12 protein-coding genes are annotated in these 15,822 nt (G+C 38.4%); 10 read left to right on the top strand and 2 right to left on the bottom strand.

Features of this window, described 5'->3' with window-relative positions; all coding sequences use genetic code 11:
- Positions 1-360: 360 nt before the first annotated feature.
- From FHT21_RS18450 to FHT21_RS18420, 7 genes are all read left to right on the top strand, one after another.
- Positions 361-1,530 carry an efflux RND transporter periplasmic adaptor subunit gene (locus FHT21_RS18450; RefSeq protein ID WP_167296209.1) on the top strand — a complete coding sequence of 390 codons (1,170 nt, stop codon included), beginning with the start codon at positions 361-363 and terminating at the stop codon, positions 1,528-1,530.
- Between the two features lie 48 nt (positions 1,531-1,578).
- Positions 1,579-4,755, top strand: coding sequence for an efflux RND transporter permease subunit (locus FHT21_RS18445; protein WP_167296208.1), 3,177 nt, complete (start codon positions 1,579-1,581; stop codon positions 4,753-4,755).
- A gap of 10 nt (positions 4,756-4,765) precedes the next feature.
- On the top strand, positions 4,766-6,166 hold the full coding sequence (locus tag FHT21_RS18440; RefSeq protein ID WP_167296207.1) for an efflux transporter outer membrane subunit: 1,401 nt from the start codon (positions 4,766-4,768) through the stop codon (positions 6,164-6,166).
- A 241-nt stretch (positions 6,167-6,407) separates the two neighbouring features.
- A complete protein-coding gene (locus FHT21_RS18435; protein ID WP_167296206.1) occupies positions 6,408-9,299 on the top strand; it encodes a DEAD/DEAH box helicase in 2,892 nt (963 codons plus the stop codon).
- Between the two features lie 134 nt (positions 9,300-9,433).
- A complete protein-coding gene (locus FHT21_RS18430) occupies positions 9,434-9,751 on the top strand; it encodes a DUF2892 domain-containing protein (RefSeq protein WP_167296205.1) in 318 nt (105 codons plus the stop codon).
- 64 nt (positions 9,752-9,815) lie between these two features.
- On the top strand, positions 9,816-10,598 hold the full coding sequence (locus FHT21_RS18425) for a DUF1080 domain-containing protein (RefSeq protein ID WP_167296204.1): 783 nt from the start codon (positions 9,816-9,818) through the stop codon (positions 10,596-10,598).
- Between the two features lie 107 nt (positions 10,599-10,705).
- Positions 10,706-11,308, top strand: a complete 603-nt coding sequence (locus FHT21_RS18420; protein WP_057931511.1) for a TMEM175 family protein — start codon at positions 10,706-10,708, stop codon at positions 11,306-11,308.
- A gap of 2 nt (positions 11,309-11,310) precedes the next feature.
- On the opposite strand, the gene aat is transcribed toward FHT21_RS18420, so the two are convergent.
- Entirely contained in the window at positions 11,311-11,943 is a 633-nt protein-coding gene (aat, locus tag FHT21_RS18415) for a leucyl/phenylalanyl-tRNA--protein transferase (RefSeq protein WP_167296203.1), read from the bottom strand.
- A 73-nt stretch (positions 11,944-12,016) separates the two neighbouring features.
- Between aat and FHT21_RS18410 the strand changes: the two genes are divergently transcribed.
- Positions 12,017-13,459, top strand: coding sequence for a DUF1800 domain-containing protein (locus tag FHT21_RS18410; RefSeq protein ID WP_167296202.1), 1,443 nt, complete (start codon positions 12,017-12,019; stop codon positions 13,457-13,459).
- Between the two features lie 151 nt (positions 13,460-13,610).
- The gene (locus FHT21_RS18405; RefSeq protein ID WP_167296201.1) at positions 13,611-14,810 is read left to right on the top strand and encodes a DUF1501 domain-containing protein; all 1,200 of its coding nucleotides are present in this window, start codon (positions 13,611-13,613) and stop codon (positions 14,808-14,810) included.
- Between the two features lie 60 nt (positions 14,811-14,870).
- Here FHT21_RS18405 and FHT21_RS18400 read toward each other — a convergent pair whose 3' ends face one another.
- A complete protein-coding gene (locus FHT21_RS18400) occupies positions 14,871-15,224 on the bottom strand; it encodes a hypothetical protein (protein WP_167296200.1) in 354 nt (117 codons plus the stop codon).
- 106 nt (positions 15,225-15,330) lie between these two features.
- Between FHT21_RS18400 and FHT21_RS18395 the strand changes: the two genes are divergently transcribed.
- Positions 15,331-15,699: a YccF domain-containing protein gene (locus FHT21_RS18395; protein ID WP_113949056.1), complete on the top strand. Its 369-nt coding sequence runs from the start codon at positions 15,331-15,333 to the stop codon at positions 15,697-15,699.
- The last annotated feature ends 123 nt before the right edge of the window (positions 15,700-15,822 follow it).

The following is a 15,822-nucleotide window of genomic DNA, read 5'->3' as shown; positions in this document are numbered from 1 at the left end:
ATATCTCGTGTAAAACAAACACCATCAATGTATTTGTTGCCTCAAATACTCCACATTTATTCCAATAAAAATCGTATATTTCCTTTGAATTTAACAGCTTTTAACATCTGTCGCAAGATATTTACACACTGTTTTTCATGCCAAAAAATACGACAACACAATATATAACAGCATTTTAAAGGAAGTTCGACATGTTTTTAATCGCAAAATAAATCAATCGATTGATTAAATGACAGAATTCGGACAGATTTATTTTTTTTTAGGCTCTATTTTTGGGCACTTATCGGCGAAAATCGAAGTCCTAATATTTCGATAACGCCCTTAATTCCGGAATTTAAATTTAAACACACAAAAATACCCATGAGAAAAGTAACAACTCTCTTTTTTAGCATGAGCATTGGTATGCTTTTGGCATCCTGCGGAAATAACGATGCAGCTAAAAAAGCTGCCGCTGCAGCAGCAGCCGGTCCACAGGCTTACCCTGTATTTACAGTAAACACACAAAACACAACCTTAGATTCTGATTATCCAGCAACAATTGAGGGTATTCAAAACATCGATATCCGTCCGAAAGTTGATGGTTTTATCGAAAAAATATTAGTGGATGAAGGTGCGGTAGTTAAAAAAGGCCAGTTACTTTTTACCATTAATGCACCACAGTACGAACAGCAGGTACGCACAGCAAGAGCTGCCATTAGCAGTGCAGAAGCAGATGTTAATGCAGCCCAGTTAACAGTAAATAAAACCAGGCCTTTGGTAGAAAAAGACATCATCAGCAAATATGATCTTGATGCTGCTCAATTAACACTCCAAAGCAGAAAAGCGGCATTAGCACAGGCAAAAGCCGAATTGGTAAATGCACAGGTTAATTTGGGGTATACTTCGGTAAAAAGCCCAGTTGATGGTGTTGTTGGCAGTATCCCTTTCAGAAATGGAAGTTTAGTGAGCAGTAGCAGCACACAACCATTAACTACTGTTTCTAACACTTCTAAGGTTTATGCATATTTCTCTTTAAACGAGAAGCAGCTTTTAGATTTTTCTAACACCTACAAAGGCAACACACTTGCACAGCAAATGAAAAACATTCCTCCGGTAAGTTTAGTTCTTGCCGATGGAACAATCTATGCACAAAACGGCAAAATCGAATCCATCAACGGACAGATTAACACCAGTACTGGTTCGGCAAGTTTAAGGGCAACATTCCCTAATCCGGCTTTCTTATTAAAAAATGGTGCAAGTGCATCCGTTAGAATTCCTCAACATGTTGAAAATGCAATTCTGATCCCTCAAAAATCGACGATCGATTTACAAGGTAAAAAATTCGTTTACATTTTAGGTGATTCGGCCAAGGTGATTAATACGCAAATTGAGGTGATGGAATTGGCCAAAGGTAATTTCTACGTAGTTACCAAAGGGCTTAAAGTAGGCGATAAAGTTATTTTAGAAGGCTTTCAATCTTTAAAAGACGGAACTAAAATTAAACCTGAAGTAAAAAACACCGATTCAGTTTATGCTGAAATAAAAAAATAACAATATAGTCAGTGAAATCACACTCTAGCAGTGTAATCAATATTAATTATGTTTAAGAAATTTATAGATAGGCCCGTTTTATCGACAGTTATATCCATTATAATTGTAATATTAGGTGTATTAGGCCTTGTAACTTTACCCATCTCGCAATATCCCGAAATTGCACCGCCAACCGTTCAGGTATCGGCTTCGTACCAGGGGGCAAACGCCGATGTGGTAATGAGTAGTGTTGTTGTTCCGCTGGAAGAGCAGATAAATGGTGTGGAAGACATGACCTACATGACGTCTAGCGCCAGTAATGATGGTACTGCAACCATTACAGTCAACTTTAAATTAGGCACAAATGCCGATTTAGCAGCAGTAAACGTGCAGAACCGTGTAGCCAGAGCTACCAGCTTATTACCTGCAGAGGTAACCAGATCGGGTGTAATCACAGCAAAAAGACAGGCGAGTAATTTGCTTATTTTCGCTATTTACAGTGATGACCCGTCATATGATCAGAAGTTTTTACAGAATTATGCCAACATTAACATCATTCCCGAAATTAAACGGATTAGTGGTGTGGGTGATGCAAGTGCATTTGGTACTTTAGATTATACCATGCGTATCTGGCTCAAGCCAGAAGTAATGGCCGTTTATGGCCTGGTGCCAAACGATGTGAGCGTAGCCCTTGCTGAGCAAAACATCGAAGCTGCACCAGGTCAGTTTGGCGAGCAGGGAAATCAGGCTTTTCAATACACGTTAAAATACAGCGGCCGTTTAAAAACGGAAACTGAGTTTAGCAACATTATTATTAAGGCAAATGCAAACGGACAGATTCTTCGCCTAAAAGATGTGGCCAGAATAGAGCTTGGGGCACAAAGTTATGCCAGCTATGTAAAGTTTAATGGTAAACCAGCCCTAGGTATTGCCATTAGTCAAACAGCAGGTTCGAATGCGAAAGAAGTAATCGAAAATTCGATTAAAACTTTAGATAAAGCAGCAACTTCTTTCCCCAAAGGCATTCATTACGAAACGGTTGTTAACGTAAATAACTTCCTGGATGCCTCAATCGAAAAGGTAATCCACACCTTGATCGAAGCATTTATTTTGGTATTCCTGGTGGTATTTATCTTTTTACAGGATTTCCGGTCAACTTTAATTCCAGCAATCAGTGTTCCGGTGGCTATTATCGGTACCTTCTTCTTCCTGAGTTTATTCGGTTTTACCATTAACCTGTTAACCTTATTTGCATTGGTACTGGCCATCGGTATTGTGGTAGATGATGCCATTGTAGTGGTTGAGGCCGTACATGCCAAGCTCGATGCCGGTTACAAAGACCCTAAAAAGGCGACGAAAGATGCGATGGACGACATTAGTGGTGCGATTATTTCGATTACACTGGTAATGGCGGCGGTATTTATTCCGGTAAGTTTTATCCAAGGTTCGTCTGGTGTATTTTATAAACAATTCGGTTTAACACTGGCTATCGCGATTATTTTATCAGCAATCAACGCCTTAACATTAAGTCCGGCACTGTGTGCGATGTTCTTAAAACCACACGCAGAAGATCACGAAAAAAGTAAAAATTTCTTACAGCGTTTTTATACTGCTTTCAACACTTCATTTGATGCTGTAACGCAAAAATATAAACGCTCTGTTGGCTTCCTGGGTAAAAAAAGATGGCTGGCAGGTTTAGGAATCGCTGTTTTCGCTGTGGTGTTAGTGTGGATTATGAATACGACGCCTAAAGGTTTTGTACCAAACGAAGATTTAGGAACGGTTTTCTCTGACATTTCATTGCCACCTTCTACTTCACAGGAAGAAACCGATAAAATTATTGTAAAAATCAATGATATTGTAAGTAAGGTACCAGAAGTAGAGGCTACATTTAGGGTTGTTGGCCGAAGTTTGATCAGTGGTTCGGGTAGTTCCTATGGTATGGTTATCGCAAGGCTTAAACCATGGGATAAACGCAAACGCGATGTTAAAGCCATTATTGGTGAATTATTTGCAAAAGCAGCTAGTATTAAAGGTGCGAAGATAATTTTCTTTGCTCCACCAACCATCCAGGGTTTTGGTACTGGTGGTGGTTTCGAATTCCAGTTACAGGATAAAACCGGTGGAGACATTAAAAAATTCAACGAAGTGGGTAATGCATTTTTAGGAGCTTTAAGTAAACGTCCAGAAATTCAGTATGCATCAACCTCGTTCAATCCGAATTTCCCACAATATCAGATTGATGTAAATGTGGCAAAAGTAAAACAAGCTGGCTTAACCGTTAGCGATGTATTGGGCGTTTTACAAGGTTATTATGGTGGTGTTTATGCCTCAAACTTTAATAAATTTGGTAAACAGTACAGGGTAATGTATCAGGCAGATGCCAAGTACCGCGCCAACCAACAAAGTTTAACCAGCATTTACGTGCGTAATTCGAGCGGTACAATGGCCCCTATTTCTGAGTTTATCACTTTAGAAAAAGTTTACGGACCACAGGCTATTTCGCGTTTTAACTTATATACCTCAATTGCGGTTACTGGGAACCCCAATGCAGGATTTAGTTCTGGTGATGCCATTAAGGCCATTCAGGAAGAAGCCGCAATCCACCTTCCAACAGGTTACGGATATGAGTTCTCGGGTTTATCGCGTGAAGAAGTAAGCAGTGGCAGTCAGACAATTTTTATCTTCCTGCTTTGCGTAATCTTCGTATACTTTCTCCTTTCGGCGCAGTACGAAAGTTATATATTGCCATTAGCTGTATTATTTTCATTGCCAATCGGTTTGGCCGGCGTATTTATCTTTGATAAAATATTTGGTGTAGACAATAACATTTACACACAGATTACCTTGATTATGTTGGTGGGTTTGCTCGCAAAAAATGCCATTCTGATTGTAGAGTACGCGGTAGACAGACGACGAAAGGGAATGAGCATTGTTAACGCGGCCATTGATGGTGCAACTGCCCGTTTACGTCCGATCTTGATGACCTCTTTTGCTTTTATCCTGGGTTTATTGCCATTAATGTTGTCATCAGGTGTTGGGGCAGCAGGTAATACCTCAATTGGTACTGGAGCTGTAGGCGGTATGTTAATCGGTACGATATTCGGAGTATTTGTAATTCCCGCCTTGTTCATTGTTTTCCAAACCTTACAGGAGAAAATAAGTAACAAATCTCCTTTTGAGGAAGGCATTGATCGCGAACAAACAGAAGAAGAGTATGAGCTAGCGGTTAACCGTCCACATTAATTTTAAAACCATGAAATTTAGATATAAGCATTCCATTTTAATCGGTTTAGCCATCCTCAGTTTAAGTGCCTGCGTAACTAAAAAATACGAGCGCCCGCAACTTAAGAGCGAAGGTTTATACCGTGATAACAATACAACAGATACAACAACCATTGCCGATCTGCAATGGAAAACGTTGTTCTCAGATACCACTTTACAGTCGCTGATTCAGCAAGGGATAAATGAAAATTTAGACCTGAAACAAGCGATTGAACGCATTAAAATTGCAGAAGCTACTTTAATACAAAGCCGTGGTGCATTATTACCAAGCTTACAAGCCGATGTAAATGTAACCGACAATAAAGCTTCTGCGGCAGCACAGAATTTTCCAGCAGGGATTAACATCAACCTGGAAACCCAAACCTACAAAGCACAGTTGAGCACCAGTTGGGAAGCTGACATTTGGGGGAAATTAAGTAGCGCAAAACGCGGTGCTTACGCTACATTATTGCAAAGCGATGCAGCAAAACGTGCTGTTCAAACCCAGTTAATTGCTACCATTGCTAATAATTATTATGCTTTGTTGGCACTGGATAAGCAGCTGGCCATTACCGAAGAAACCATTAAGGTGAGAACCAAAGATGTGGAAACCATGAAAGAGCTTAAACAAGGCGCAGTAGTTAATGGTGCAGCGGTTGTACAAAGTGAAGCCAATTTATATGCAGCCCAGGTAACCTTGCCTGATTTAAAAAGAAGCATTAAAGAGGCCGAAAATGCATTAAGTATTTTGGTTGCTAAAGCACCAAATACAATTAACCGTACTACCTTAGATCAACAGACTCCTTATGCGAATTTGCAAACCGGGGTTTCTGCACAACTGTTAAAAAACCGTCCGGATGTGATAGCTGCTGAATTTGGTTTCAGATCGGCTTTCGAAAACACCAACGTAGCGAAAGCTTATTTTTACCCTGCTTTAACCATTACCGCAGCAGGTGGATTATCAAGCTTACAATTACAGGATTTCTTTAGCAAATCTATCTTCTATAATTTAGTGGGTGGTTTAACGCAGCCCATTTTTGCAAAAGGCGCAAACAAAGCACGTTTAAAAACAGCTGAAGCCAATCAACAGATTGCTTTTTACAACTTTCAACAAACGCTGTTAACCGGCGGACAGGAAGTATCGAATGCTTTGTACGCTTACCAAACGGCTTCAGAAAAAGAAGCAACAAGAGCAAAACAAATCGCCTCGCTAACTAAAGCGGTAGATTTTACCAAAGAATTATTGCGCTACAGTTCGGCAACAAATTATACTGACGTTTTAACTTCAGAACAAAGTTTGTTAACCGCTCAATTAAGCGGCATTAATGATCGGTTACAAAAATTACAGTCGGTGGTAAACCTATACCGTGCATTAGGCGGTGGCTGGAAATAAACAATAATTAACAAGTTTTTAAGGCATTCTGATTTTCAGGATGCCTTTTTTGTTTTATGTTGCTGTACTAGCCCCATTTCTAACTAATACAATCAAGGCAATTAACCGTTCTTTTAAATTCCGATAAAAAAACTGATAATTTTTATCTCAAAAACAGTTACTTCTTTTTGATGTAACAGCAAAATATTGTAAGTTTAAAGTTTTTTAAGCGCTTAGCTTAGAAAAATTTTTATCTCCATCAATGTTACGTGTCGATAGTTCAAAAGCCTGTAAAGTAGTGTACTCTTTGTGCAAGCATGAGTACCTGGGCTATTTAATTGAGCCTCACGTTGTTCAGCTCAACCCACAGGGGGATTTTTCTTTTACTTACCAACGGATTTTTACGCATACCGCAGAAGAATTTAATGCCTGTTTAAGTGATATTGATTATAAGCTGATCAAGATTTTAGACGACATTGAGCAAGACTCGCTGATTAAAAAATATTATAAAAAACTAATCAGGCCAACTGAGTTTTTCACCAAAATTTTCGACAATAAATTTTACGAAAATGTTCGTCCTAAAATCGAGAAAAAACTTGCAGAAGCTTTAGAGCTTTTAAAGGTAAAAAACGAACTTTATGTGATGGATAAAGATGGCTGGCCTGTAGAGCGCAAAATCGAACTGGCTGAAGAGCCCGCATCTATCCTTTTTCATTTCAGAAGGAACGAAACTGAAACACGTTATTTTCCTACCATCAAATATCAGAACCTGCGCATCGAATTTATGTTTAAAGAAGCGCAAATTATCAGCAACAAACCTGCCTGGTTACTGCTTAACGATGTATTGTATTTTTTTGATCAGGATATTGAAGGGAAAAAACTGCAGCCCTTTTTAAATAAACGTTTTATTGCCATACCCCAAACAACTGAAGCTACTTATTTCGAAAAGTTTGTTGCCCCTTTAATAGAGAAACACCATGTGTATGCCGAAGGTTTCGAAATCAGAACCGAACAATTTGAAGCTATACCCGTAATTAAAGTGCTGTATGTGGATGGCGGACTTTCTCAGATTCAGTTGTACTTTAAATACGGCGAATACACTTTCCCTGTAGAAAACGCACATAAAGTAACTGTACGTTTAGAAAAAACAGCCGATAATTATATTTTCCACCGCATCAAACGTTCTGCAGAGTGGGAGAAAAAACAGTTCAATTTACTGTTATCATTAGGGCTAAAAAAAACAAGTTCTTTATTCAGCAACCTGGAAGTAATTTCAGCTGATGAAAACCCAAGTTATGCGGCAATTAATTGGGTAAATGAACATATTGAACTTTTAGAAGCGGCAGGTTACGAAATTGAACAGGCAACGGGCCAGAAAAAATTCGTTTTCGGCGCCAGTAAAATAGATCTTGAAGTTAAAGAAGGAAACGATTGGTTCGATATCCATGCCGTAGTATGGTTCGGGAAATACCAGATTCCTTTTCTTTCACTAAAGCAACATATTCTACACAAAAAGCGTGAGTTTTTATTGCCTGATGGCGAAGTGGCCATTATTCCAGATAAATGGTTTACGCAATATGGCAGTTTGTTCAGTTTGGCGGAGGCCGGAAAAACGCTAAAATTAAAGAAACACCATATCGGTCTCATTAACGATTTGGCCGAAGACAGCCTGGCTAATGTTACGCTTGAGCGCAAGTTACAGCGATTATCAGACTTTGAGGATATTGCCGATACTCAGATGCCTGTTCATTTTAAAGGCAGTTTACGCGATTACCAGAAAGCCGGTTATAACTGGTTCAGCTTTTTACGCGAATACAATTTCGGTGGTTGTTTAGCCGACGATATGGGATTGGGTAAAACCATCCAAACATTGGCCATGCTTCAAAAGGTGAAAGAAGATGACCAATTGCTTGAAACGCAAACAACCTCGCTGATCATCATGCCTACCTCTTTAATTTACAACTGGTTAACGGAGGCTAAAAAATTTACACCAAAGCTTAAAATACTGGCACATACAGGTACCAACCGAAATAAAGATGTTGCCAATTTTGCCAATTACGATATTATCATTACCACTTATGGCGTAACCAGAGTAGATGTAGATGAACTGAAAAACTTTTATTTCAATTACATTATTCTGGATGAAAGTCAGAACATTAAAAATCCTGCTTCCAAATCGTTCAAAGCCGTTAGAAGCTTAAAATCGAAACACAAACTGATTTTGAGCGGTACACCTGTAGAAAATTCGGTGAGTGATTTATGGTCACAGTTAACTTTTTTAAACCCTGGTTTATTAGGTACGCAAGCATTTTTCTATGAAGAATACGTGCAAGCGATAGAAAAGAAAAAAGACGAAGAAAAAGCGCGTAAACTTCAATCTATTATCAAGCCCTTTGTACTCCGTAGAACAAAAGAGCAAGTGGCGGCAGAATTACCACCTAAAACGGAACAGGTAATATATTGCGACATGAGTGAAGATCAGGCCGCTTATTACGAAAAAACAAAATCGGCCTATCGCAACGATTTATTGCAAAGCATGGACGATGGAACTTTTGCACAGAAACAAGTGCAGCTCTTACAAGGATTAACCGCTTTACGCCAACTAGCCAACCATCCCGTAATGATTGATGGCACCTATGTTTCAGATTCTGGAAAGTTCGAAAACGTCATTCATACGCTGGATAATGTACTTAAAGGAGGGCATAAGGTTTTGGTATTTTCTCAGTTTGTAAAACACCTGGATATCTTTAAAAAACATTTTGAAGAGGAGAACATTCCATTTGCTTATTTGGATGGTGCAACCCGTAACCGCGGCGAGATCGTTTCTGAATTTCAGCAGAATACCGAGCTGAAGGTTTTCTTAATCTCAATAAAAGCTGGTGGTGTGGGTTTAAACCTAACCCAGGCCGACTATGTTTTTATCCTCGACCCCTGGTGGAACCCTGCGGTAGAGCAACAAGCTATTGATAGAACACACCGCATTGGTCAGGATAAAAAGGTTTTCATCTATAAATTTATTGCAAAAGACACTGTTGAAGAGAAAATATTGGCTTTACAAAACCGTAAAAAATCGCTCGCAAACGCTCTAATTACAACTGAAGAAAGTTTCTTTAAATCGTTAAGCAAAGAAGATATACGCGATATATTAAATTAGGCATTCAATATTAACTCGTCATCTCCTGACTGAAACGCAGTGGAATGGAGAAATCTTATGGGCCACATTTAATTTTCTTTTCAAAACTCATTCCCACTTAACTTGTTATACTGTAGAACATAAATTTTACCATCATGACAAATCAAGATTTTAATACTGCGATAAACAATGTTAAAGAAGCCTGGAAGTACCCAGAATTATTCGAAAACGTTTCGAAATCAGAACGCTGGTTATCTGGCGCTGCAGGAACATATTTACTTTTTAAAGGCATCACCAGTATTTTTTCGCATCCTGTAATTGGCCTAACCGGTGCAGCAATTGGTGCAGGCTTACTGTACCGTGGTATTACGGGCTATTGCCCTGTGCGCGATTTAGCTGAACAACGAAAAGAAGACATTGCTCCTGATGAAGTGATTATAAGTGAAACGTATGTTGTGGATGATTTAGGGTAAAATTTTAAATACCAGTTTCCATTTCTTAATAAACTGGTTAACTTTAGAAAGTTAAACCACAATTATGAACAAGTATACACTATTATTTATTCCTGCATTTTTTGCAGGGCAAGCTATGGCACAAGATAAAAAACCAGATCCTGCCAATGACCCAAAAACAACCGAGGTTTGGGAGCCCGTTCCTAAAATTGTTACGCCAGGTAAATTACCTCAAGATGCACCATCTGATGCGACAATTCTTTTTAATGGAAGAAATCTGGACGCATGGCATTCGGTTAAAGATCCTTCGAAACCAGCAGCATGGACTATAGACGATGGGTTTTTCACTGTAAAAAAAGGGACTGGAAACATTGAAACAAATAAAAAGTTTACCGATTACCAGTTACATCTAGAATGGAAAATTCCTGAAAACATATCAGGCGAGGGTCAGGCACGTGGGAACAGTGGGGTGTTTTTAGCCTCAACTGGCGGAGGCGATGATGGTTATGAAATCCAGATTTTAGATGTTTATAACAACAAAACTTATGTGAACGGACAAACAGGCAGTGTTTATAAACAAGCAATTCCTTTAGCTAATGCGAACAAAAAGCCAGGCGAATGGCAATATTACGATATCATTTGGAATGCGCCACGTTTTAACGAAGATGGAACAGTACAAAAACCAGCAAGTGTTACCGTATTTTTAAACGGTGTGCTTTTACAGAACGGATTTGTATTAAAGGGTACAACCAGGTATATCGGCGCTCCTGAATATAAAAAACATGGCCCTTCTTCAATCAAATTACAAGATCACGGCGATCCAAGTCCTGCAATTAGTTACAGGAACATCTGGGTAAGAGAATTATAATTTCAACAAAACAACAATAAAGAACCTGCAGGCCAAAAGCTTGCAGGTTTTGTTTTATAAGATAATTTCATTGATAATTGTACCGGATTAATAACAGTGATTTTTTTATGAACAAAGGCAGATTAGAAGCATTTAGTGATGGGGTAATTGCAATTATCATTACCATTATGGTTTTAGAAATCAAGGTACCTGAGCATGGCGAAACTTTAGCCAGTTTAAAACCGCTTATTCCAAAATTCATCAGCTATGTTTTAAGTTTTATCTACGTAGGTATTTACTGGAACAATCACCACCATTTACTGCATGCAGTTAAAAAAGTAAACGGATCAATGCTTTGGGCAAATCTTAATTTTTTATTCTGGCTCTCATTATTCCCAGTAGCAGCCGGATGGATGGGTGAACATCATTTTGCCTTATGGCCGGTGGTGGTTTATGGTGCCGTGCTCCTGCTTGCCGCTGTTTCTTACACCCTGTTGGTAATCGTAATCAAAAGAACAGAAGGTCAGCATTCGCTTGTGGTACATGCCATTGGAAATGATGCGAAAGGGAAATTCTCATTACTTTTTTATATCGGAGGCATTGCACTAAGTTTTATAAACCCATGGATTGGCGTTGCACTTTATTTCATTGTAGCCTGCATCTGGTTTATTCCGGATAAACGGATAGAAAATGCAATGCGCGAGCAAGGTTTAATTGATAACGAACGCTAGTATTAAGGAGCCTGAAGCAGTTCCATATACAATTCCCGATCGATCATTTCGGCACCTAAGCTCATTAAATGATCGTTCGGCAGCTGACAATCAATTAAATCGATATTCATTTTACTTAAAAAAATCAATGCTGCTTTTGAGGCATTACTTACATGGCTAAACATACTTTCGCCACAAAAAACACGGTTTACTTTTAAGCCATATAAGCCTCCAACCAATTTATCCTCTAGCCAAACCTCTACACTGTGCGCATAGCCCTGCTGATGAAGATTAATGTAAGCATCTTGCATTTCGTTGGTAATCCAGGTACCATCCTGCCCTTTCCTCTCAGTAGTTGCACAATTGCGGATCACATCAGCAAAAGCCTGATTAAAAGTAATCTTGAAAACTTGCTGATTTAAAACCTTCTGCATGCTTTTACTGATTTTGATCTTATCAGGATAAATCACACAACGTTCGTGTGGCGAATACCAGAGAATTGGCTCGCCTTCGCTAAACCATGGAAATATACCATTCGAATAGGCAATTAACAGTCGCTCCGTACTTAAATCTCCTCCAATGGCCAGTAAACCATCCTCTTCTGCCAAAGCCGGATCTGGAAAGCCTGGATTATCATCTAATAACTGAAAAAACATAAACAAAAATAAGAAAGAAAACAAAGATTAAACCCTGGCGTTTTAAATATGTCATACTGTAAAACAGTTCATTATGAGCGCAAAAGATAATTTCATAAAAGTAAAACATCTTTACAACCGGGCAGGCTTCGGCATATCTTATGCAGACCTAGAAAAATTAAGCAAGAAAAACCTCACGAAGGTGGTAGACAATCTGCTTAAAGATTCTCAAAAAAACGATCCTATTAATTTAGTGAATGATTACGAATCGAGACGGCAGCTTTTGGTCCAGGCAGGTTTATACTCAAAAAAAGAATTGACTGATGAAGAAAAGAAAATGCGTCAGGAGATTATACGTGAACAAAACGAAGTGAGCCGCGATCTGAATATTGCCTTCATTACAAAAATGATCAATACCGATGCCCCGTTGAAGGAAAAAATGACGCTTTTTTGGCATGGCCACTTTGCTTGCCGCAGCAACAACCCATTTTTTGCTCAACAATTAAATAACATCCAAAGAACAAATGCCCTTGGCAGCTTTAAAACCTTATTGGTTGAGGTTTCTAAGTCGCCTGCAATGCTTCAATATCTAAATAACCAGCAGAACAGAAAAGGTAAACCAAATGAGAATTTCGCGCGCGAGCTCATGGAACTCTTTACCCTGGGGAGGGGAAATTATACCGAGCAAGACATTAAAGAATCTGCCCGCTCATTTACCGGCTGGATGTACGACAAAGATGGTTCATTTATTTTCAGGCAAAATCTGCACGATGCGGGAACAAAAACCTTTTTCGGTAAAATCGGGAATTTTGAAGGCGAAAACATTATCGATATTATTCTCGAAAAACCAGAAACCGCACAGTTTATCGCCAAGAAAGTATATAAATTCTTCGTAAATGATAACCCAAATGAGGATCATATTAAAGAGCTTGCCACACATTTTTACAACTCGAAATACGATATCGCCTCAATGATGAAAAAACTGTTTACATCTGATTGGTTTTATAGCCCTGAAAATGTAGGCACAAAAATTAAATCACCTGCCGAATTTTTGGTGGGTTTAAGCCGTGAGTTTTATGTTACCTATAATAAACCACAGGTTTTAATACAACTACAAAGCAGTTTAGGGCAGTATTTATTTAACCCACCCAATGTTGCAGGTTGGCCTGGCGGACAAAGTTGGATTGATAGTTCATCGTTAATGTTAAGAATGCGGATTCCTTCGCTTGTTTTAAATGATGGTGAAATCGATTTTAGTGGTAAAGCTGATCCTGAAGATGAAGCCGTAATTGCCTTAAGTCGGACAGCTACCACCAATGCAAATGCCAATATGAAACCAAAATCTTATGTAAACGCAAACGCAGATTGGCCCAAATTTTTAAACACCTTACCAAAAGGATTAACGCCATTGGAGCTTACTGAGTTTTTATTGCAACCGAAATTAAATACCAAAATAACAACAATGGTAAGCGATAATAAAGGACTGCGAAGTACTGCAGTAGAAATTACAAGTATGCCTGAGTATCAGTTGTGCTAAACGATTAGGATAATAGTTTAATGGTTCATAGTTGATAGTCAAAAAGCTGAATACCTAAGCTATTAAAGTAAAGGGGATTGATAGTTTGATAAAACGATGAACCATCAACCAATGAACCACTAAACCCAAAACACCCTTAACTACTAACAAGATGAACAGAAGAAATTTTTTAAGAAATACAGGATTTGTTGCAGCAGGTTCGCTATTCGTTCCGGCTTTTATGAAACCACTTGAGGCCATGGCACTTGATGAATTGAGCCTCTATAAAAACCTGGTTGTGGTACAGCTTTCTGGCGGAAATGATGGCTTAAACACGGTTATTCCCTTCGGAAACGACATTTACTACCAAAAAAGAAATAGTATTGCCATTAAACCCGAAGAGATAATCAAACTGAACAATATGCAGGGATTAAATCCGAACATGGCTGCCCTGCAAGAAATTTACGATCAGGGCTGGATGACCATTATTAACGATGTTGGCTACCCAAACCCCGACCGTTCGCATTTCCGTTCGATGGATATCTGGCAAACCGGTAGCGATAGTAATCAATTTTTATCAACCGGATGGATTGGTCGTTATTTAGATAGCAATTGCCAAACCTGTAAATTCCCTTATACCGCGATAGAAGTTGATGACTCACTTTCTCTAGCAATGAAAGGCCAGACTAAAAAAGGAATTGCATTAAAAGATCCTGCAACTTTGTTCCGCAATACAAATGATCCATTTTTTAAGGCTATGTTGCAGAATGATAAGGAACATTTAGACGAAGATAATTTAGGCTATTTGTATAAAACTATGATTGAAACTTCATCCTCTGCCAGTTATATACAGAATACTTCCAAAATTTATCAGTCTAAATCTACTTACCCTACTTCGGGTTTTGCGAACCAATTGAAAACAGTTTCTAAATTTATTTCTTCAGGATTAAAAACCAGGGTTTATTATGTTTCATTAAGTGGTTTCGATACACATGTGAATCAAACCGGCCAACAAGGCAATCTGCTTAAACAATATAGTGAAGGAATGGCTGCTTTTTTGAAAGACCTAAAATCGAACAATAAGCTTGAAGATACTTTGGTGATTACCTTCTCAGAATTTGGCCGTAGGGTAGAACAAAATGCCAGTAACGGCACCGACCACGGAACGGCAAATAATATGTTTGTTTTTGGTGGGAGATTGAAGAAACAAGGGATCTTTAATGCAGCACCTAATTTAAGCGATTTAGATACCGGCGATTTAAAATATCAACTGGATTTCAGGCAGGTTTATGGTACCATTTTAGATAAGTGGCTGGATGTAAACAATGCAGATATTCTGAATAAAAAGTTTAATACGCTCGATTTTATATAGATATTACAAAGAAGTCAAGTTTAATAAGCAGTTTGCTATGAAACTTGACTTCTTTATTATTTACTTCCTTTTTAACACATATACCGGCTTGTTTGAAGATTGGTCTACCTGCTCTGTATAAACACTAAACAACTCATAACCATACGCTTTCATTTTATTTACGGCATCAATTGCCGAATTAAACTCGAGTTTTTTAGCATTATCATCTCTGATATACAATTCGCTATAATCACTTACCTTTTGTCCATATTCGAGCGCAATCCATTGTTTATCGGCTAAAAAACTTCTTACTGCACGAATTTGAATATAATCTACGTGGATATCGGTTAGCTTTACGCCATTTACATTTTGGGCTTTGGCGTACGGTACCCCAAAGCAAGCGACGAATGCCGCTGCAAGAATTAATTTTTTCATGTTGTGTTTCTTTTGTGTGTAATTCTAAATTACGAAGAATCCAAGTAGAATACATTAACAATCTGTAACAAAATTCCTGTTATTAAATCTTAAACTAAAAAACACAATGAACTTTTTAGGCAATATAATCTGGATTATTTTTGGCGGTATCTTTATTTTTTTCGAATATATTATTGGAGGATTAATCCTTTGCCTAACCATTGTGGGGATTCCTTTTGGTATCCAATGTTTTAAATTCGCAATTGTGGGTCTAGCTCCTTTTGGGGTCAAAATAACCGATACCTCATCAAACACAGGCTGTCTTTCTACCATCATGAACCTGATCTGGATTTTCTGTGGTGGTTTCTGGATTGCTTTAACCCATTTGTTTTTTGGTATCTTACTTTGCATTACCATTATAGGTATTCCATTCGGGCGCCAGCATTTTAAGTTAATGAACTTGGCCTTTACGCCATTCGGGAAATCGATTTCTTGATTTAGATAAATCTACATAGTTCCGTCATTCCCAACTTGATTGGGAATCTTTTTTTGAAAAGCGGGTTTCTGTGTTTATCGGCTCAGAAAGCCCCGCCATTCGCTATAGCCCTCATGAAAAATT

The organism is Pedobacter sp. SG908 (genome assembly GCF_011759615.1).
GTDB classification, from domain to species: domain Bacteria; phylum Bacteroidota; class Bacteroidia; order Sphingobacteriales; family Sphingobacteriaceae; genus Pedobacter; species Pedobacter riviphilus.
Note: the sequence above shows the minus strand (reverse complement) of the source record. Positions and strands in the feature narration are given on the sequence as shown.